Below are 20,734 nucleotides of genomic sequence, written 5' to 3'. Positions count from 1 at the left end.
GCGAACCGGTTGGGATGCTAGCTAGTCGGTGCCGGCACCAGAGGGCCGCCCAGGGCCGGTTGGGCAACATCGGGGTTGCACTCGTCCTTGGCCAAAGCGGCCTCGCCGTCACCGAAGTCGGTGGAGCCCAGAGCAGCACACGCACTGGCCAGAGCCGACGCGTACTGCGGGTGCTTATCCATCATCTCCAGAGCGTTCTGGCGGGCCACGGCCTCGCGGCGGGTGTAGGGCAGCGAGCACACGTCGCCGACACCGTCACCATCGCTGTCGAAAGCGTAGGTACGAGGTCCGCCCAAGCTCAGGTTGGTGCAGTAGTCCGGGCCGGTGATTGTGCCGGAGAAGAACTCGGCAGCCTTGGCCGGATCAACCGGCGGCGGCGGATCGGACACATTACCGGTCTCACAGGCATCAGCAGCCAAATCGGCCTCCGAGTCACCCAGGTTCTTGGGAGCGCTCTTGCAGGTACCGTCGACTGAGGCGACCGCGGGCGTATCAGGATCGGTGCTGGTGTCAGCATCAACACCGTCACGACCGACTACCAGATCTTCGAAGCTGGCATGCGACTCGGCCGGGTTCTCGCTGGCGTCGAGACCGTCTACCTCGATGGTGGAGTCCAGCGCCACCAGCGTGTACAGGGCGTTCTGGCGGGCCACGGTAGCCCGGCGGGTGGTCCGCAGCGAGCAGGTATCCGCCCTACCGTCACCGTTGCTGTCGAAGGCGTAGGTACGAGGCCCGCCCAAGCTGACGTTGGTGCAGAAGTTCGGGCCGGTAATGGGCGGCCAGTAGAAGCCGGAGTCCACCGTGATGACCACCGTGTCCTTGTCTTCGTTGGCAGCGCTCATGCGACCGTCCTGCACCGTGAGGGTGAAGGTGAGGTGGATGGCGGCGATGCCGGAAGCCACCTTGGGCGCATCAAAGTAGGGATACGCCGTGTTTGCACCGGTGAGGAACCCAATTGGGTAGTCATCGTCCGTCGTGGCAGGCAGGGAGGCCTCCAGGAAGTCCTCCACGTCGTCCCTGACCTTGTCGGCCACCGACTTGAGCACCTCGGTGGTGGAGGGGCTGGTGGAAATGTCAGTCAGCTCCCACTCGTAGTAGGCGATGCTGTCACCCTTATCGGGATCGGCACTCCCCGCACCGTTCAGCCGCACGAAGTCACCAGCCGGGACGACCACGTCGGGACCGGCGTCGGCCACGGGATTGGCATCTGTAGCCTCTATGGTCACGGTCACGGTGTCGGTGGCGGCCACGCCGTACTGGTCGGCCACGGTGAAGCTCAAGGTGACTGGCTTGTTATCTGCTGCGTCCTTACCAATTTCGGGAACCGCGAACGACACGGTGTCGGTACTGGCCCCTTCCAGCTCCAGCACGGCGTCGTCGGGGTCAACGGGCTTACCGTCGCTGCCCAACTCGGCCCAGGCGTAGATGAGGGAACTGGCGGACTGATCCTCGTCAAAACCGATGCCGCGGAAAGTGATCCGGCCGGTGGGATTGTTATTGGCGTCCTTGTCACCGCCCAAGGCACCGTCCGGGGTCGTGACATCATCGGAGCCGGTGTTGGCACGGGGACGGTTGTTGCCGTCCACCACCAAGAACTCGATGGAGGCGGTGCCGGTGAGACCGGAACTGTCGGTGGCAGCCACCGACACGGTCAGCACCGTGCCGTCCTCGGCGTCGTCATCCACCTTCAACGTCGCCGTGGTGGCGGTAGTGGAATCCTGCTTGGCACCAGTCCATGCATAGTTGGTGATGGTGGTGGGGCCACCACTTGGGTCATCAGCGTCGGTGGTGCCGCTGGCGTCCAAGGTGATGGTGGTACCAGGCGACGCAATCCACCGCGGCGTGTCCGACGGGAACGTGGACTCCTGCAGGCTGCCATCGGCGTCGGTGCTGGCGACCAGCTTGACCTCCGGTGTGGCGGGCTGGTCGTGGATGACGAGCTTTACCACCGCAGGCTGGGACTCGGAAGCTGGCTGAGCGTTGTCGGTGACGGTGAGCGTGTAATAGGCGTAGTAGGGAGAATCGGGGGAATCGTCAGCCGGCAGGTTGTCCAAGGTTTCCACCGTTTCGGCTGTGTTCGCGTCGTCCGTGCTGTGGGTCGGGCCACTACCCGACTCTGCTGGGAGACCATAGGTACTGGCGGTGTTCGTCACATAAAGCCGAGACCAAGCGTAGCTGGCCACCCGGCCGTTGGCGTCGGAACTGCCGGAGCCGTCCAACACCAACAGGGCACCCTCTCGGATGTCCCACTCGTTGTCGGCGTTGCCGTTCTCGCCCGGTCCGTCGATCACCGCATCCACCGTGTAACGGTCGACGCCGGTCTCGGTGGAGTCCTCGTCCTCAAGATTGGCCGAGACCGAGATGTCGGCCGTCGGGGTCTGGTTCAGGTTGAACGTGACTTCCGCGGAGGCGGACACGTCCTCGTCGTCGGTGACCGTCAACCGGAAGTCGATCGACAAGCCGTACCGAGCGGCCAGCGCGGCGCTGGGAACGGTAAACGTGGCTGTGGTTGTTGTTCTCCCGGAGAGTTCAAGCCACGAATACGCATCGGTCACCACTTCCCACTTGTAGGTCAGTTGAGGGTTGCTGTGGTCGTCGTCGTCGGGATCGAAGCTGTTGCCGCCGTTCAACGTCCCCGTCTGCACCCCCGTATCCGCGTCGGTGGTCACGGTCACCGGAAGGATGATCGCCACCGGGGGCGACGTGCTCTGCGCTTGAGCAGGGGCAGTCCAAATCAGCACGCTGGCCACGAGCGCCAACAGCGCTCCGAGCGCGAGCGCGGACTTGCGACGACCAGCAGCACTCCCGCCGCCGGACCAAACCGAGTGAAGCATCGTCATCATGGGCAACTTTCTATCAGACCGGGCCATGGGTTCAAAGTCTATACGATCACCGACGCCCCGAAAGGCCCAAGGCCACATGACCTCGGCTCGGTGGGCTGAGCCTGACCCCGGCTCAGCACGGCGAACAGTTTGGCAGGTCTGCGGCGAAGTTTCAAACACTCACGGAACCCCGTCCCCTCGAATCCCAGGGGGGTTGTTGCGCATGATGAGTTGGGCTGTTGGAGGCGCGAGCCGCACACGCGGAGCGGCCCGGCTGGTGGGGCCGGGCCGCTCGGTGGGTTGGGTTGGTTCTTGCGAACCGGTTGGGATGTTAGCTGGTCGGTGTCGGCAGGGGGCTGCCCAGGGTCGGCTGCGCAACGTCGGGGTTGCACTCGTCCTTGGCCAGAGCGACGTCGCCGTCACCGAAGTCGGTGGTGCCCAGAGCGGCGCAGGCGGTCGCCAATGCGGCGGCGTACTGCGGGTGATTCTCAAACTCCTCCAGTGCATTCTGGCGGGCCACGGCCTCACGGCGGGTGTAGGGCAGCGAGCACACGTCGCCGACACCGTCACCATCGCTGTCGAAGGCGTAGGTGCGAGGTCCGCCCAAACTCAGGTTGGTGCAGTAGTCCGGGCCGGTGATGGTGCCGGAGAAGAACTCGGCGGCCTTGGCCGGATCAACCGGCGGCGGCGGGTCGGACACGTTACCGGTTTCGCAGGCATCCGCAGCCAGATCGGCCTCCGAATCGCCGAGCGTCTTGGGAGCGCTGTCGCAGGTACGGTCGACCGAGGCGACCGCGGGCGTATCAGGATCGGTGCTGGTGTCAGCATCAACACCTTCACGACCCAGCATGTAGTCCTCGAAGCTGGCCGCTGAGGTCCGGCCTGCGTCGTCAGTCTCCTCGATGGTGTAGTCCAGCGTGACCAGCGTGCTCAGGGCATTCTGGCGGGCCACGGTGGCCCGGCGGGTGGTTCGCAGCGAGCAGGTGTCGGCTTCGCCGTTCCCCGTGCTGTCGAAGGCGTAGGTGCGCGGGCCGCCCAAGCTAGCGTTGGTGCAGAAGTTCGGGCCGGTGATGTTGCCACCGTAGAAGCCGGAGTCCACCGTGATGACTACCGTGTCGGTGCCTTCATGGTCTCTGCTAGCACGATCGTCTCGCACAGAGAGGGTGAAGGTGAGGTGGATGGCAGCGATGCCGGTGGCCACCTTGGGCGCATTGAAGTAGGGGTAGGCATCGTCGTGATCCTGCAGCACCTGTTGGTACTGGCCGGGATCATCCGTGGTGGGCAGGTAGCCGGCCAAGTCCCTTTCGACCTGGTCGGCCACCGACTTGAGCACCTCGGTGGTGGACGGGCTGGTGGAAATACCACTCAACTCCCACGCGTAGGAGGCAATGCTGTCACCCTTGTCCGGGTCGGCGCTGCCCGCACCGTTCAGCCGCACGAACTCACCGGCACCAACAACAACGTCGGGGCCGGCGTCGGCCACCGGATCGCCATTCGCAGCGTTGATCATCACGGTCACGGTGTCGGTGGCGGCCACGCCGTACTGATCCGCCACGGTGAAGCTCAGGGTGACCGAGACGTTATCTGTTGCGCTGGTACCAATTTCGGGCACCGCGAAGGACACGGTGTCGGTGTTGGCTCCCTCCAGCTCCAGCACGGCGTCGTCGGGATCAACGGGCTTGCCGTTATCCAGCTCGGTCCAGGAATAGATGAGGGAACTGGCGGATTGATCCTGGTCAAAGCCGATGCCACGGAAGGTGATCCGGCCGGTGGGGTCGCCATTGGCGTCCTTGTCGCCGCCCAAGGCACCGTCATCAGTGATGTACTGAGTGCCATTGGTGTCATCGTTGTCGTCATCCCGGGAGCCGGTGGTGGCTTCGGGACGGTTGTTGCCGTCCACCACCAAGAACTCGATGGAGGCGGTGCCGGTGAGGCTGGTGTTGTCGGTGGCGGCCACCGACACGGTCAGCACTGTGCCGTCCTCAGCGTCGTCTTCCACCTTCAGCGTGGCCAGAGTGGCCTTTGCGGGATCGGAATCCTGCTTGGCACCGGTCCACGCATAACTGATGTTGCCCCCGTCGGTATCGTTGGTACCGCTGGCATCCAAGGTGATGGTGGTACCGGGCGACACGACGAACCGCGGCGTGTCCGACGGGAACGTGGACTGCTGCAGACTGCCATAGGCCTCTGCGTCGTTGGTCGGATCGTCGTCGTTCAGCTTGGTCAGTGCGTCGGCTATTTCATCACCCCTTATGTCAGGATTTTGGACGATGCTGGTGGCGACCAGCTTGGCGACCGGGGTGGCAGGCTGGTCGTGGATGACGAGCTTGACCACCGCAGCCTGGGACTGTGAACCGTCGTTGTCGGTGACGGTCAGGGTGTAATAGGCGTAGTAAGGAGACAGAGCCGCCGAAATGTCATCGAGGGTTTCCACCCCTTCGTCGTCGGTGTCCGTGCTCAACGTTTCTTCGTCGTCGTCATTGGGATCGTTGGGATCATCGCGATCCGCATCAATCAAGCCGATGGAAACGTAATCATCGGCGTCCGCATCGGGATAGATGAGTTCCCAGTCGTACGAGACCACGCGGCCGTTGGCGTCGGAACTGCCGGAGCCGTCGAGCACCAGCAGGGCACCCTCTCGGATGTCCCACTCGTTGTTGGCGTTGCCGTTCTCGCCCGGCCCGTCGATCACCGCATCCACCGTGTAACGGTCGACGCCGGTCTCGGTGGAGTCCTCATCCTCCAGATTGGCCGAGACGGCGATGTCGGCATTGGGGGTCTGGTTCAAGTTGAACGTGACCGTAGCGGAGACCGAGTTGTCCTCGTCGTCGGTGACCGTCAAACGGAAGTCGATTGACAACCCGTAACGAGCGGCCAGCGCGGCACTGGGAATATCGAACCGGGAGACGGCCGCGTTGCTGCCGTCTACATCTAGACCCAGCCAGGAATAGGCTTCCGTCACCACCTCCCACTTGTATTTCAGGACATTGGTGTCGTCAGGGTCGAAGCTGTTGCCGCCGTCCAGCTTGCCCTTTGTGGCATCTCGCTCATCCACGTCCGCGAGGGCGATCGCAACGGGTGAAGCGTCAACCTGCGCTTGGGCAGGGGCAGTCCAGATCAGCACGCTGGCCACGAGCGCCAACAGCGCTCCGAGCGCAAGCGCGGACTTACGACGACCAGCAGCACTCCCGCCGCCGGACCAAACCGAGTGAAGCATCGTCATCATGGGCAACTTTCCATCAGAGCCGGGCCAGGGGTTCAAATCTTATACGATCACCGACGCCCCGAAGGGCCCAGGGCCACACGACCCCGGCTCGGTGGGCTGAGCCTGACCCCGGCTCAGCACGGCGACAGTTTGGCAGGTCCACCGCGAAGTTTCAAACACTCACGGGCAATCTTCCGATAGTTCTTCGACCCGCCGAGTGGGGGGCGCTCGGGCGCAGGAGTCGTGCGATGGAGCGGGGCGCTCAGGCGCAGGCGTCGAGGGCCATGCTGGCGACGGTGTCGCCGGGGAAGGTGGTGCTGCCCAGGTTGCGGCAGGCCAGGGCCAGGGCGCTGTTGAACACCGCCTCTGGAGCGGCGAACGCTTCCAGGGCGTTCTGGCGGGCCACGGCCTCCCGGCGGGTGTAGGGCAGCGAGCACACGTTGGCCACACCATCGCCGGTGCTGTCGAAGGCGTAAGTGGTGGCCCCACCCAGGCTCAGGTTGGTGCAGAAGTCGGGGCCGGTGATGGTGCCGGAGAAGAAGGTGGCGGCCACCGCGGGGTCGACCGGGGGTGGGGGCTCGGACACCTGGTTGGTCTCGCAGGCGTCGTTGTCGAGGTCGGCGGTGCTGTCGCCGAAGTCGCCGCTGAGTTCGTCGCAGGCGGCCAGCACCTCGGTGCGGAAGCGGGCTTGGTCGAGCGAGGCCAGGGTGGTGAGGGCGTTTTGGCGGGCCACGGCCTCCCGGCGGGTGTAGGGCAGCGAGCACACGTCGGCCACGCCGTTGCCATCGCTGTCGAAGGCGTAGGTGCGGGCCCCGCCCAGGCTCAGGTTGGTGCAGAAGTCGGGGCCGGTGATGGTGCCGGAGAAAAACCGGCCGGTGACGTCGATGGTGACGGAGTCGAAGTCGCTGCCGCCGGCGCGGTCGGTGACGGTGACGGTGAAGGTGAGCCGCACGCTGGAGAGGCCGCCGAGTTGGGGGGCGATGAAGTAGGGGACGGGGGTGTCCTTGCCCACCAGCGGGCTGAGGTTGGAGAAGTCGTCGCCGTCGGGGAGGAAGGCGCGCAGGGCCACGTTCTTCTCGTAGCTGCTGAGGGGGCGCTCCGATTGGGACGGGGTGGTGGCGAAACCGGTGTACTCCCACTCCCAGTCGAGGGTGGTGCCGGGGTCGGGGTCGTTGCTGTCGGAGGCGTTGAGCTGCACCCGCACGCCGGGTTCCACCGTCTGGTCGGGACCGGCGTCGGCCTCGGGGCGCTCGTTGCGGCCGAGCACGGTGACAGTCACGGTGTCGGTGTCGCCCACGCCCCACTGGTCGATGACGGTGAAGGCCAGGTGGTAGTCGCGCCGGCCGCTGGTGGAGAGCTGGGGGACGTCGAACGACACGGTGGCGGTGGTGGGGTTCCTGAGTTCCACGGTGGGCTTCTCCAAGGGGATGCCGTCGTCGTCGACCTCCACCCAGCGGTAGCTGAGGACGGTGCCGTCGGGGTCTGAGCCCCGGCCGGTGACGAACACGGTGCCCCGCTTGTTGGTGCCGCCCCGGGGGCCGTCCTCGGTGGCGATATTGGCGGGGGCGATGGCGGTGGGGGCCACGTTGAGGGCCACGGTGAGCACGATCTGGTCCTGGGCGGTGCGGTTGGTGGTGTCGGCCACCGACACGGTGGCGATGAAGGTCTGGCCCTGCTCGGCGTCGGCGGGCACGGTGATGGAGGCCCTCGATTTGGCCCCTTGGGTGGGGTTGGTGGGGTGGGGGGTGACGCCGGGGCCGGTCCAGGTGTGGACCAGGGAGTTGGCCTGGTTGCCGTCGGCGTCGGTGCCGTTGGCGATGAAATGGACGGTGGTGCCCGGGGTCACCAGGTAATTGAGGGTGGGGGCGTCGGGGTTGGCGGCGTTGGCATCCTGGGCGGGCTGTTTGTTGTCGAGCAGGGTGAGCTCGACCTCGGGGTCGGTGGGTTCGTCGGCCAGGTTGATGCGCACGGTGGCGGTGGCTTGCACCCCGGTGGGGGCGGTGACGGTGACGGTGTAGTGCAGGATGGTGGAGCGGTCTTCCTCGAGGTCGGGGAGGAGGAGGGAGAAGGAGGGGCGCTTCACCTGAGCGGAGGGGATGTTGTAGTCGGGGTGGTTGGGGACGGCGGAGAGTTTGCGCCAGGAGTACTGGAGTTGCTGGTTGCCCGAGGGGGTGGAGGCGGCGGCGGTGAGGGTGAGGCGGGACTTCTCCCGGACGTCCCATTCGATGTCGGAGTTGCCGTCTTGGTTGGGGCGGGCGAGCACGGCGTCGATGATGTAGCGCTCCTCGTCTTCGATGAAGCCGTCGCGGTCGAGGTCGACGGGGTCGTCGGTGGGGAGGTTGGCGGCCACGCCGATGGACACGGAGGGGGGGCCCTCGAAGGAGACGGTGACGGTGTCGGTGCCGGAGTCGCCGTCGGGGTCGGTGACGGTGAGGCGGAAGGTGATGCTGGAGCCGTAGAGGTTGACCTCTCGTTGGGAGGGGGCGATGAAGGTGGCCTCGCTGCCCAGGGGGGCGCCGATGTTGGTGATGAAGATCCAGTCGTAGGCGGGGGTGAGGACGTCCCAGCGGTAGGAGAGGTCGGAGATGTCGTTGTCGATGTCGAAGCTGCGTGATCCTCGGAGGGTGCGCACGGCGGCGCCCACGGGGTAGGTCTGGTCGGGGCCGGCGTCGGCGATGGGGGCGACGTTGACTTGGGCTCGGGCCACCGGGGCGGTGGTGACGAGGAGGGTGGCGATGAGGGCGGCGGCGAGAAGGGTGGCGAGGAGGGTGCGTATGGCGGTGGCGGTGGAGGTGGCGGCGGCGGCGGGCATTACTTGAGACTACCTGCCGTTTGGTCTCCGGCGACACCGGGGGGTCTAGTTGGTGGGGGTGGTTGGGGTCTGGTTGGCCGGGGTGGGGGTGGGGAGGCCGTCGGTGTAGGTGAGGGTTCGGGTGGCGGTGGCGGGGGTGCGGGGGCCGTCGAAGAGGATGCCGGTGAGGTTGAGGGGGTCGCAGGCGGCGATGGTGATCTGCTGGTCGGTCCGGGGACGGCGGCGGGTGGCCTGAATTTGGTCGGCGGCGGCGGGGAGGGCGAACTGTTCCCCGCCGGCCCCGGCCACGAAGCGTCCGCCGCGGACGAGGCCACGGTCTTCGAAGCGGCGCAGGGCCTTGAGGAGGTGTCGCCATCCGACGGCGGACGGGGTGGCCGGGTGGTGGGCCAGGTCGCGGTACACCACGCCCCAGCAGGCCAGGAGTTGTTGGGCGACAGCTTCGGCCAGGTCGTCCTGGTCGAGCGGTTCGGGCGGGGCCACCAGCGACCAGCGGCCGGGGGCGGCGTGGGCCGAGCGGGATCGGTGGGGGCGGCGGGGGTTGTGGTAGTTGGCTCGGGGGGCGGTGCTGCGGTTGGCTCGGGGGGCGGGGTTGGCGGTGCCGGGGTTGCCGGTGCCGGGGAGTGACCGGGAGCGCAGGCTGCGGGGGCGGTGGCGTTGGCGTTGGGAGGAGCGGCGGGTGAGCAGGGCCCGGACGGCGGCGAAACCGTCGGCGGTGAACAGGCCGAGGGCCACCCCGTTCCACAGGGCCCGCTCGATGTCGTCGGGCAGGCGACCGGTGGCGGTGGCCAGGTCGGGCAGGAAGCTGGCCCCCCGGGTGGCGAGGATGTCGGCGATCTCTTCGACGGGGCCGGCGTCGGGGGGCTCGGGGTGGGCGGTGCGGGCGGCGGCCACCAGCCAGGGGAGGTCTTCCCGGAAGGCGAGGGTGATGGGGGTGGCCTTGCGGGGGGCCATGGCGTTGGCCTTGGTCGGGGCGGTCGGGGGGGTGAGGCGGAGCCAGGCCAGCTCCCCCCGGTAGCACAGCTCGTCGAGCCAGAGTGGGTCGTAGTCGGGCAGCCGCCGGGCGATGATCTGTCGTTCCCAGGCGCCGGCGGGCAGGTCGAGGCCTTGGAGCTGTTCGATCACCTTGGTGAGGCCGGGGCGGCCCCGCAGGGTGGTGTTGGGGGTGAGGTGGTGCCAGTCGAGGAGGAAGCGCATGAAGTCCTGCGGGGTGACGGCCTGGACCGAGGCCCGCTTCTGGCGGCGGGAGAGGTAGGACATGCGCAGCAGGAGGCGCCGGGCGCACCATGTTTCCGGGGGTGTTTCGGGTTTGGCGGGGCAGGTGGGGGGGAGGTGGTTGGCGCGCATGGCCACCCCCTCGGCTTCCAGGGCGGCGAGGGCCTGGCGGACGGTGCTCGGGGGGAGGGTGGTTCGGTGGGCGAGCTGTTCGGGGGTGACGGGGCCGGACACCTCCAGGTGGCCCCGGACGGCCTCGGTGGCCATGTCGGGGTGGAGGGCGGACTCGCCCTGTTCGGCGGTGGTCCAGACGGTGTTGTCGGGGGTGTCGCCAGCGATTTCGCCGGTGTTGTCGGCGGTGCTTCCACCGGTCGACTCGCCGAAGCTGTCACCGGTGGTGGTTAGGGTGCGGGCCCGTCCTCGGGATTCGAGGGCGGTGTAGAGGTCGTGCCATTCGGGGCGGGGCCGGGTGATCACCAAGGAGGTGAGGTAATCGTGCAACTCGTCGGGATTGCGGGGGTCGGGGGCGGCCTCGTCGATCACCTGGGCCAGGGCGTCGGGGGTGATCTGGCCGAGGGTGCTCGGGTCGAGGGTGGCACCGGGGGACGGGCGGCGGGGGCGGAGGCCCCGGGGCACGGTTACGGCGTTGGTGCGGCGGTCGGCCAGTTCGGCGTCGTCCAGGAAGGCGTAGGGGCGGGCGTTGACGATCTCGTGGCTGAGCGGGGAGGGCTCGGCGGTGTCACGGAAGTGGGTGCGGACCCGGCCCTGGTGGATGTCGGTGAGGAGTCGGCGCAGCCCGGTGACGTCGAGGGCTTCGTGGAGGGTGTCGTGGATGGTCTGGCGCACCAGGAGGTGGTCGGGAATGGGGACGGGGCCGGCCACGTTCTCCTGGCAGGCGGCGGCCTGGGGGAACACGGCGGCCATGATGTCGTCGGCCTCCATGCGCTGGATGGGGGGCGGGTTGCGGCGTCCGCCCCGGCTGCGGAGCACCACCAGCGCTCGGTTGAGGTTCCAGCGCCAGCGGGTTTGGAACATGGGCGAGTCGAGCACGGCCTGCTCCAGCACCTCCTCCACCGAGTCGGGATGCAAGTAGGCGGGGACGTCGCTCAGCGGGAAGCTGTGGTGGGGGCCGAGCGACAGGATGATGGCGTTGTCGTTGGCGGCGGCCTGCAGCTCGAAGTCGAATCGGCGGCAGAATCGCTTGCGCAGGGCCAGGCCGAAGGCCCGGTTGATGCGCCCGCCGTAGGGGGAATGGACCACGAGTTGCTGGCCGCCGGTGTCGTCGAAGAAGCGCTCGAAGACGATGTCGTGCAGGGTGGGGATCACCCCGAGGGTGGCCTTGGCCGACGCCAGGTACACCACGGCCTGTTCGGCGATCTCGGTGGGGGTGTCGGTGGCGAGGGCGAGCTGCCGGGTGGCGTGGGCCACGGCGGCCTCGTCGAGCGGGTCGGTGTCGGGGGGGTCGGGCAGGAGCCCGCCGATGGTGGTGCGCACCTCGGCCACCTGCTGGGACAGCTCGGCGGTGCGGGCGGGGGCCTCGCCGAGCCAGAAGGGGACGGTGGGCGGGGCGTCGCCGGCGTCGGTCACCCGCACGGTGCCGGCGGCCACCTGCTTGATGCGCCAGGAGTGGGAGCCGAGCAGGAAGATGTCGCCCGCCATCGACTCCACTGCCCAGTCCTCGTTGACGGTGCCGATGAAGGTGTCGTCGGGCTCGGCCACCACCCGGTAGTCGCCGTTCTCGCCGATAGCCCCGCCGGAGGTGAGGGCGGCCAGCCGGGCGCCCCGACGGCCCCGCACCTCCTGATTGATGGTGTCATGGTGGAGGTAGGCCCCCCTCGGGCCCCGGCCGGTGACCACTCCCTGGGCGCCCTGGGCCACCGCCTGGTCGAACTGGGATCGGGTGAGGCCGGCGTAGGGGGCGGCCTTGGTGAACAGGTGGTAGAGGCCGTCGGTGGTGTGGGTGTCGTCGGCGGCGGCCTCGGCGATGATCTGCTGCACGAGGATGTCGAGCGGGGCCTCGGGAGGGTTGATGGCGTCGAGTCGGCCCTGGTTCACGGCTTGGAGGAGGGCGATGGACTCGATGAGCTCGTCTCGGGTGAGGGGCCAGAGGCGGCCCTTGGGGGTGCCGTGGCGACTGTGGTTGGAGCGGCCCACCCGCTGGAGGAAGGTGGCGATGCTGCGGGGGGAGCCCACCTGGCACACCAGCTCCACCGGGCCGATGTCGATGCCCAGCTCCAGGGAGGCGGTGGCCACCAGGGCTCGGAGGTCCCCCGCTCGGAGGCGGTGCTCGGTGCGGATGCGGCGCTCGGTGGACAACGAGCCGTGATGGGCGGCCACCGCGTCGTCACCGAGCCGCTCGGCGAGCTGATAGGCCAGCCGCTCGGACAGCTTGCGGGTGTTGACGAACACCAAGGTGGTGTGGTGTTGGACGATGAGTTCGGCCATCCGGTCCAGGACTTGGTCCATCTGGGCGTGGGAGACCACCGCCTCCAACTCGTCGTCGATCAGCTCCAATTGGATGTCGAGGTTGCGCTGGTGCCCGGTGTCCACGATGGCACAGCGGGAGGGGATGCCGGTGAGCAGGTCGGCGATGGTGGTGATGGGGTGCTGGGTAGCCGACAAGCCGACGCGGGTGGGTCGGGTGTCGGCCACGTGCTCGAGGCGTTCCAGGGTGAGGGCCAGGTGGCTGCCCCGTTTGTCGCGGGCGGTGGCGTGGATCTCGTCGACGATCACCGTCTCCACGGTGCGCAGCACCTCTCGGCTGCGGCCGGCGGTCACCAGCAGATAGAGCGACTCGGGGGTGGTGACCACGAAGTTGGCCGGTCGCTTGACCATGGCGGCCCGGGTGTGGGCCGGGGTGTCCCCGGTGCGCACGGCCACGGTGAGCGGCGGGGGCTCGAAGCCCTGGTCTCGGGCGATGGCGGCGATCTCGGCCAAGGGGCGCTCCAGGTTCTCGGCGATGTCGGAGGCCAGGGCCTTGAGGGGCGATACGTAGACAACCTGGCTGGCCTGGGCCACTGTTTGGCCGCGGGCGTGGCGCTGGTAGAGGTGGTCGATGGCGATGAGGAACCCGGCCAGCGTCTTGCCCGACCCGGTGGGGGCGGCGATCAGCGTGTCCTGCCCCGAGGCGATGGCCACCCACCCCTGAGCCTGCGCCTCGGTGGGACCGGCGGGAAACCGCCGCTCGAACCAGGCGGCCACCGCCGGATGGAACGAGTAGCCGACTGTCTCGCAGAGGCTCTGCGTGGGGGAGGGCTCGGCCGGGGCCAGGGAAGCCATCGCCTCACACTACCGACCAGCAGTGACAGCGCAGGGGGCTGTGGCACACTCGGGGGGTGGGGTCGACGTGGGGCGGGAGGATGTCGGGGCGGGACTATGACGCCCGGTGGGAACGGTTGGCGGCCGAGGGGCACAATCCCCACGGGGAGGCCGACTTCGTGGACCAGCATCTGGGGGGTTCGGGGCGGGTGCTGGACGCCGGGTGCGGGACGGGGCGGGTGGCCATCGAGTTGGCCCGCCGGGGCTTTGCGGTGGCCGGGGTGGATGTGGACTCGGAGATGATCTCGTCGGCCCGGGCCAAGGCCCCCGAGGTGGCCTGGCATCAGCTCGACCTGGCCGGCTTCGAGCTGGGCGAGGTGTTCGACGCGGTGGTGATGGCGGGCAACGTGCTGTTGTTCACCGCACCGGGCACCGAGGCCGCGGTGGTGGAACGGTGCGCAGCCCACCTGGCGCCGGGGGGTGCGTTGGTGGCCGGATTCCAACTCCGTCGCGGGGGCTACGGCCTGACGGCGTACGACACCCAATGCGCCGACGCCGGGTTGACCCTGTCGGCCCGATACTCGACCTGGGAGCGGGCACCGTGGACCGGTGGGGATTACGCGGTTTCGGTTCACCTCTCGGGTGCTTGAGGGTCTGCCGGGTGCGAGACTGAAGCCATGCTGGGCGGGCCGGACATCATCACCTTCCTGTTGCTGGCGTTGGGGGGGGCGTTGGCCGTGGGGAACCTGGCCGCCCTCGTCAACCCGGAGGGGCCGAAGCGGGCCCGTCAGGACGCCGACGGCGACCCACCGAGCGCCCGGGTGGGGCGCAGCGTGGTGATGACGGCGGTGGGCACGGTGATCGTGGTGTGGGCCATCGCCAGCCTCATCCGGGGCTGAGGGGCCGGTTCGGTCATCCCGACAGGGGCAGGCGAGATAGGGTCGCGGGCGTATGGCCTTGTTGGAGGTGGCGGGGGTCACGGTGCGGTTCGGCGGGGTCACCGCCCTGCGGGATCTGTCGTTCACCGTGGACGAGGGCAGCATCTGCGGGCTGATCGGGCCGAACGGGGCGGGCAAGACCACCCTGTTCAACGTGGTCAGCCGGGTGTACGACGCCGAGCAGGGAACGGTGGGGTTCGACGGGGCCGACCTGCTGCGCCGACCGGCCCACGCCATCAGCGGGCTGGGCATCGGCCGCACCTTTCAGAACCTGGCCCTGTGGCCGGGCATGACGGTGCTGCAGAACGTGATGGTGGGGGGCCACCACCGCACCAAGATCGGGGCCCTGCGGGCCGCTGTGCGGTGGGGGTCGCGCCGAGAAGAAGCCGAGCTGACCCAAGCGGCGTGGGAGGCCCTGGAGGAGCTGTCGCTCGCCGACGTGGCCTACCACCCGGCGGCCGGTCTGCCCTTCGGCACCCTGAAGCGGGTGGAGCTGGCCCGGGCCCTGGTGGGCCAACCCCGGCTCCTGCTGTTGGACGAGCCCGCCACCGGGCTGACCCAAACCGAGGTGAGCGAATTGGCCGGAGTGCTGGCGGGCCTGCAGGAGCGGCACCGGCTCACCTTACTGTTGGTGGAGCACCACATGGGCATGGTGATGGGCGTGTCGCACAAGGTGGTGGTGCTGGACTTCGGGGCCAAGATCGCCGAGGGCACCCCGACCGAAGTGCAAAACGACGCCGCGGTGGTGGAGGCCTACCTGGGGAGCGAGCAATGACGCTCCGGACTCTGCGCGGGCGCATCCAGTGGTGGGGGCACCGCCGATGAGCACGCCCTACTTGGAGGTGCGGGGGCTGCGGGCGGCCTACGGGGACATCCAGGTGCTGCACGGCATCGACTTCACGGTGGCCGAGGGGCAGATCGCGGTGATCCTCGGGGCCAACGGGGCGGGCAAGACCACCACGTTGCGGGCCCTGTGCGCCATGGTGGCCACCGAAGGGTCGATCAAGCTGGCCGGAGAAGAGATCGGGAGGCGGCCCACCGCCGACATCGTCCGCCGGGGGGTGGCCCACGTGCCCCAAGGTCGGGGGACGTTCCCCGAACTGTCGGTGGAGGAGAACCTCCAGGCCGGGGGGTTCGTGCGCACCGACGGGGAGGTTCGGGCCGACATCGACCGGTGGTACGGCCTGTTCCCCGTGCTGGGCGAGCGGCGGCGTCAGGCGGCGGGCAGCCTGAGCGGGGGCGAACAGCAGATGCTGGCCATCGCCCGGGCGCTGATGCTGCGGCCCACGCTGTTGCTGCTCGACGAGCCGTCGCTGGGATTGGCCCCCATGATCACCCGGGAGCTGTTCGACCATCTGACCGTCATCAACGCCGAGTCGGGCACCACCATGTTGGTGGTGGAGCAAAACGCCAGCCTGGCCTTGTCCATGGCCGACCAGGCCTACGTCCTGGAGGCCGGGGAGGTGGCCCTGTCGGGGGCGGCGGAGGAGTTGGTCGCCGATGACAACGTCCGCCGGGCGTACCTGGGGTACTGAGCGATGGGGGTGAGCAACGTGGCCGCGGTGTTGGGGGTGTTCGACATCTCCCTCGACAAGCTGTCGGACGGGGAGCTGTGGCTGGCCCAGTTCTTCCGGGGGTTGAGCGACGGGGCCACCTACGCCTCGGTGGCGCTGGCCCTGGTGCTGATCTACAAGGCCACCGGGTTCATCAACTTCGCCCAGGGCTCGCTGGCCCTGTTGGGGGTGTACCTGGCCTACGTGCTGAGCGTGGAACGGGGGCTGCCGGTGGCGTTGGCCGTGCTGTGCGCCATGGTGGCCAGCGCGGTGGTGGCCGCCTTCGTGGAACGGGTGTTCATCCGGCCCTTCCCCCCCGACCACGTGCTGCCCCTGGTGATCGTGACCCTGGGGTTGTTGCTCATCATCGACTCGGCGGTGGGAATTGTGTGGGGTTTTCGCACCCGCAGCCTGCCCAGCATGTTCCCCTCCGGTGCCCCCATCGAGTGGGGCATCGCCCAGCTCACCTGGCGGACCATCGGCAACCTGGGCACGGTGTTCGCGGTGGTGGGGCTGTTGTCGCTCCTGTTGTTGCGCACCAAGGTGGGGCTGGCCTTTCGGGCGGTGTCGTCGAATCTGGAGTCGGCCCGGCTGGTGGGCATCCGAGTGGGGCCGACGCTGGGGTTCGGGTGGGCGCTGGCCGCGGCCATCGGCACGCTGGGCGGGTCGCTGGTGGTGCCCGACCTGTTGCTGGAGCCGTCGATCATGTTGCGGGTGCTGATCTTCTCGTTGGCCGCCGCCGCCCTGGGGGGGCTCGACAGCATGGTGGGGGCGGTGCTGGGCGGCCTGGCCGTGGGGCTGGCCCGGAACCTGCTGGTGACGTTCTTGGATCTGAGCGAGTTGGCCCTGGCCACCGCGGTGGCGGTGATCCTGGTGGTGTTGTTGGTGCGACCCACCGGCCTGTTCGGCTCGACCCGAGTGGAGCGGGTATGAGGGCGGCGGTCACTCGCGCCATGGCCGCGGGCGCGGTGGGGCGAGGAGGAGTCGGGTGAGGGCGACCGCGGTGGTGGCCGGTAGCCGCTCGCATCGTCGGCGCCAGATGGTGGGCTGGACGCTGTTCCTGCTGGCCGTGGTGCTGATCCCCTTTCTGATCGCCGACACCTACAGCCCGACGATCCTGGGCAACCGCTACACGGTGGGGTTGGGCAACCTGAGCCAGGCCATCGGGCTGATGGTGGCCATCTTGGGGTTGAACATCGCCACCGGCTACAGCGGGCAGCTCTCGTTGGGCCACAGCTTCTTCGTGGGGTCGGGGGCGTATCTGACCGCGGTGTTGGTGAGCGAGTTCCACTGGTCGTATGTGGCCACGCTGGGGGTGGTGGTGCCGGGGTTGTTCGTGTTCGGGGTGCTGTTCGGGATCCCGGCGCTGCGCATCCAGGGGCTGTACCTGGGGTTGCTGACCTTTGCGGTGGCCGCGGTGTTCCCGTCGATCATCCGGCTGGACGAGGTGGCCGACCGCACCGGGGGGAGCAACGGGCTGTTGATCGACAGCGACCTGGTGGCGCCGAGTTGGGCGCCGCTGGATGCCGTGACCGAGTGGTTGCACGCCATTCCGCTGGTGGGGTCACGGGTGCCCGACGGCCTGACCGGGCGTCAGGAAGAAGCGGTGTACGGCTACTTCCTGTTGGTGGTGATGGCGGCGGTGTGCTTCTGGCTGGTGCGCAACATTTTGGCGGGCCGGGTGGGGCGGGCCCTGGTGGCCGTGCGGGACAACCCGCTGGGCGCCGCGGCCAACGGGGTGAACCTGGCCGCCTACAAGACCCTGAGCTTCGGCATCAGCGCGGCGGTGGGCGGGGTGGCCGGGACCATGCTGGCCATGCACTCGGGGTTCGTGGGGCCCGACGAGTTCGGCTTCCAGATGGCGATACTGCTGATCGTGGGGTTGATCGTGGGGGGGTCGGGGACGCTGCACGGCCCGGTGGTGGGCGGGCTGGCCATTCAGTTCGTGCCCCACTGGTCGAGCCAGACCCAGACCCTGCCCGGTTCGGACATCGCCCTGGAGGGGCCGTACGGGGCGGCCATCCTGGGGGGGCTGCTGATCGCCATCACCTTCGCTCTGCCCGGTGGTGCCGCCCAGGGATTCCGGCGGCTCAAGGCCCGGCTGTTGCCGGTGCAGCCCCCTCCGCGCTGAAACTGTCGCCGCCGGCGCGTAGGCTTGCCTGACCACTTCACCCCGTTGTCCAACCCTGAAGGGGAAGAATCCATGTCGAAGTCTCTGAGAATCCTGTTCGGTCTGCTCGTTGTGTTCGCGCTGGTGGCCACCAGTTGCGGCAACGACGACGACTCGGGAACCACGACCACCCCGGCGGCCACCGACGAGCCCGCCCCGGCACCGGCCCCCGACGACGACGGCGACACCGACGAGCCCGCCCCGGCACCCGAACCCGACAGCGACGGCGACACCGAGGAACCCGCCCCGGCACCCGAGCCCGACAGCGACGGCGACACCGACGAGCCCGCCCCGGCACCCGAGCCCGAGGTGCCCTCGACCATCGTGGAACTGGGCGGCGGGGCGGTCATCGACATGGCCGAGTGCCCCGAGGAGTGGGACAACTATGCCGGGGTGACCGACGACGAGATTCGCTTGGGCAGCAGCCTGCCCCGGTCGGGCGCCCTGGCCGGGTTCGGCACCATCGCCGACGGCATCCAGCTCTACTTCGACTACGTCGGCCCGATCGACGGGCGCAGCGTGGTGGTGGTCAGCCGGGACGACGCCTACGTGCCGGCCCGCACGGTGACCAACGTGGAAGAGATGATCGACGTGGAGAACCTGTTGGGCTTCGCCGGGATCCTGGGCAGTCCCAACAACCTGGCGGTGCGCGACACGCTGAACGAGAACTGCATTCCCCAGTTGCTGAACCTCACCGGGTTGCCCGAGTGGGGCGACCCCACCAACTACCCGTGGACCACCGGGGCGTTGATGTCGTACGACACCGAGGCCTTCGTGTGGTGCCGCCACATCGCCGACGAACTGGGGGCGGGGGCCACCGCGGCCGTGTTGGCCCTGGGCAACGACGCCGGTGAGGCGTGGCGGGTGGCCTTCAACAATTGTGCCGCCGACGCGGGCATCGAGGTGGTGGACGAGGTCAAGCACGACCCCCAGGCCGATTCGGTGGGGGCCGACGTGATCACCCTGGCGGCCAGCAACGCCGACGTGTTGGTGGTGGCCTCATCGGGGGCGTTCTGCCCGCAGGCGGTGGCCACGGTGGCCAGCCTGCCGTGGGAGCCGCTGACCCTGGTGACCAACGGGTGCCAGCGCATCGCCCTGTTCTGGGTGCCCATCGGGCCGCTGGCCAACGGCATCCGGTTGGTGAACAACCAGAAGGACCTGTCGGACGCCTCGCTGGCCGACGACGAGTGGGTGCAGTTCGTGCGGTCGGCCCTGGAGGAGCAGGGCGTCGACCCCGACGCCGAGTCCCATGCCCTGGGCTACATCTTCGGAGAGGTTCTGCACGAGGTGCTGATGGACGCCGCCGAGATGGACGGCGGCATCAACCGCACCAACGTGATGCGAGCCATGTGGCAGGTGGACTTCGAGTCCCGGGGCGCGCTGGGCAACGCCCTGCGGACCATGGACGGGGCCAACGACTCCTACATGGTGGAAACCGGGCGCATCGAGGAGCTGGTGGTGGACGCGGACGGCGCCTACTACCGGCCAATCAGCGACATCATCTCCTTTGAGGGCGAGACCGGCACCTACGGCCAGTAGCGCCTCCTTCAGGGGACGGTGATGGGCACCGAGGAGTAGCCGGCCACGTTGGACATCTGCACCCGACGTAGGCCGGACTCCTCCACCCGATAGTCGGGCCAGCGGCGGGCGATCTCCTCGATGGCCACCCGGCTCTCCAAGCGGGCCAGGGCGGCACCCAAACAGGCGTGGAGGCCGTGGCCCAGGCCGACGGCCAGGCCGGGGTCGCGGGTGATGTCGAAGCGGTCGGGGTCGTCGTAGCGACGGGGATCCCGATTGGCGGCCCCGGTGATGAAGAACACCGGCTTGTGCTTGGGGATGGTGACCCCGTGCCAGACGGAGTCGACCATGGAGTAGCGGCCCTGATACTGCGAGGGCGCCCAGAACCGGAGCACCTCTTCCACCGCGTTGGCCAGGATTCCGGGGTCGTCCAGCACCTTGGCCCACTGGTCGGGGTGGCGGTGGAACAACACCATGGCGTTGCCCACCAGCTTGGTGACGGTCTCCGAGCCGGCGGCGGACAGCAGGGTGCCGAAACCGGCGATCTCCATGTCGTCGAGGCGGGTGCGCTCTCCGTCGTCGGTTTCCACCTCGGCCTCGATCAGGGCGGTGAGCATGTCGTCGGCCGGTTCGGCTCGCTTGCGCTGAGTGAGCTGATACAGGTACATGCCCTGGGCCATGCCCGCTTCCGCCGCGGCCTCGCCACCGGTGGCCGAGCCCTCCTCCCGGTGCAACATGGCGTCGGCCCAGTGCCGGATCTGCTGGCGGTCTTCGGGGGGCACCCCCAAGATGGTGGAGATGATCTCGATGGGGAACGGGGCGGCGAACTCCTCGAGGATGTCGAAGCGGCGACGGCCCACCAGGGGGTCGAGGTAGTCGCCGATGATCTCGCGCACCAAGGCCTCGTAGTTGTCGATGGACCGGGGGGTGAACGCCCGAGACACCAACTTCCGGTAGCGGGTGTGCTCGGGGGGGTCCATCGAGATGATGGAGTTGAACATGGGCGGGTCCTCGGCGGTGAGCTGCTCGTAGGTCTGCCCGTGGGAGGAGCTGAAGGTGACGAAATCCCGATGGCCGGCCACCACGTCGTCGAACCGGCTCAGGGCGTAGAAGTCGTACTGTTTGCTGTAGTAGCAGGGGGCATGGTCGCGCAGGGCGGTGTAGGTGTCGTAGGGGTCGTCGAAGAAGTCCCGGCTGAACGGATCGAACTCAACGGCGGTCGTCTCGGTGCTCATGGCCCCAGTAT

At 68.5% G+C, this 20,734-nt stretch carries 12 protein-coding genes; 7 read left to right on the top strand and 5 right to left on the bottom strand.

The genetic code is table 11. The features are described from left to right. Positions 1–17: 17 nt before the first annotated feature. From ACOQPQ_RS11680 to ACOQPQ_RS11665, 4 genes are all read right to left on the bottom strand, one after another. On the bottom strand, positions 18–2,669 hold the full coding sequence (locus ACOQPQ_RS11680) for an REJ domain-containing protein (protein WP_420639603.1): 2,652 nt from the start codon (positions 2,667–2,669) through the stop codon (positions 18–20). 484 nt (positions 2,670–3,153) lie between these two features. Further along, positions 3,154–6,045, bottom strand: coding sequence for a hypothetical protein (locus ACOQPQ_RS11675; protein ID WP_420639602.1), 2,892 nt, complete (start codon positions 6,043–6,045; stop codon positions 3,154–3,156). Between the two features lie 244 nt (positions 6,046–6,289). Next, the gene (locus ACOQPQ_RS11670) at positions 6,290–8,839 is read right to left on the bottom strand and encodes a PKD domain-containing protein (RefSeq protein ID WP_420639601.1); all 2,550 of its coding nucleotides are present in this window, start codon (positions 8,837–8,839) and stop codon (positions 6,290–6,292) included. Between the two features lie 45 nt (positions 8,840–8,884). Beyond that, positions 8,885–13,330, bottom strand: a complete 4,446-nt coding sequence (locus tag ACOQPQ_RS11665; protein ID WP_420639600.1) for a DEAD/DEAH box helicase — start codon at positions 13,328–13,330, stop codon at positions 8,885–8,887. Positions 13,331–13,410: 80 nt separating this feature from the next. On the opposite strand from ACOQPQ_RS11665, the gene ACOQPQ_RS11660 reads away from it, so the two are divergent. From ACOQPQ_RS11660 to ACOQPQ_RS11630, 7 genes are all read left to right on the top strand, one after another. Continuing rightward, the gene (locus ACOQPQ_RS11660; RefSeq protein ID WP_420640403.1) at positions 13,411–13,959 is read left to right on the top strand and encodes a class I SAM-dependent methyltransferase; all 549 of its coding nucleotides are present in this window, start codon (positions 13,411–13,413) and stop codon (positions 13,957–13,959) included. 27 nt (positions 13,960–13,986) lie between these two features. Next, positions 13,987–14,208, top strand: a complete 222-nt coding sequence (locus ACOQPQ_RS11655) for a hypothetical protein (RefSeq protein ID WP_420639599.1) — start codon at positions 13,987–13,989, stop codon at positions 14,206–14,208. A 52-nt stretch (positions 14,209–14,260) separates the two neighbouring features. Next, on the top strand, positions 14,261–15,022 hold the full coding sequence (locus ACOQPQ_RS11650) for an ABC transporter ATP-binding protein (protein WP_420639598.1): 762 nt from the start codon (positions 14,261–14,263) through the stop codon (positions 15,020–15,022). A gap of 46 nt (positions 15,023–15,068) precedes the next feature. Further along, positions 15,069–15,782, top strand: coding sequence for an ABC transporter ATP-binding protein (locus tag ACOQPQ_RS11645; protein ID WP_420639597.1), 714 nt, complete (start codon positions 15,069–15,071; stop codon positions 15,780–15,782). A gap of 3 nt (positions 15,783–15,785) precedes the next feature. Further along, positions 15,786–16,733 carry a branched-chain amino acid ABC transporter permease gene (locus tag ACOQPQ_RS11640; RefSeq protein ID WP_420639596.1) on the top strand — a complete coding sequence of 316 codons (948 nt, stop codon included), beginning with the start codon at positions 15,786–15,788 and terminating at the stop codon, positions 16,731–16,733. Between the two features lie 55 nt (positions 16,734–16,788). Then, a complete protein-coding gene (locus ACOQPQ_RS11635; protein ID WP_420639595.1) occupies positions 16,789–17,931 on the top strand; it encodes a branched-chain amino acid ABC transporter permease in 1,143 nt (380 codons plus the stop codon). A gap of 72 nt (positions 17,932–18,003) precedes the next feature. After that, positions 18,004–19,509, top strand: coding sequence for an ABC transporter substrate-binding protein (locus tag ACOQPQ_RS11630; protein ID WP_420639594.1), 1,506 nt, complete (start codon positions 18,004–18,006; stop codon positions 19,507–19,509). Positions 19,510–19,517: 8 nt separating this feature from the next. Here ACOQPQ_RS11630 and ACOQPQ_RS11625 read toward each other — a convergent pair whose 3' ends face one another. Continuing rightward, positions 19,518–20,723, bottom strand: a complete 1,206-nt coding sequence (locus tag ACOQPQ_RS11625; RefSeq protein ID WP_420639593.1) for a cytochrome P450 — start codon at positions 20,721–20,723, stop codon at positions 19,518–19,520. Positions 20,724–20,734 lie beyond the last annotated feature (11 nt).

Source organism: Candidatus Poriferisocius sp. (assembly GCF_965219775.1).
GTDB lineage: Bacteria > Actinomycetota > Acidimicrobiia > Acidimicrobiales > Bin134 > Poriferisocius.
The sequence above is the reverse complement of the archived record's forward strand: the minus strand, read 5'-3'. Positions and strand labels throughout refer to the sequence as shown.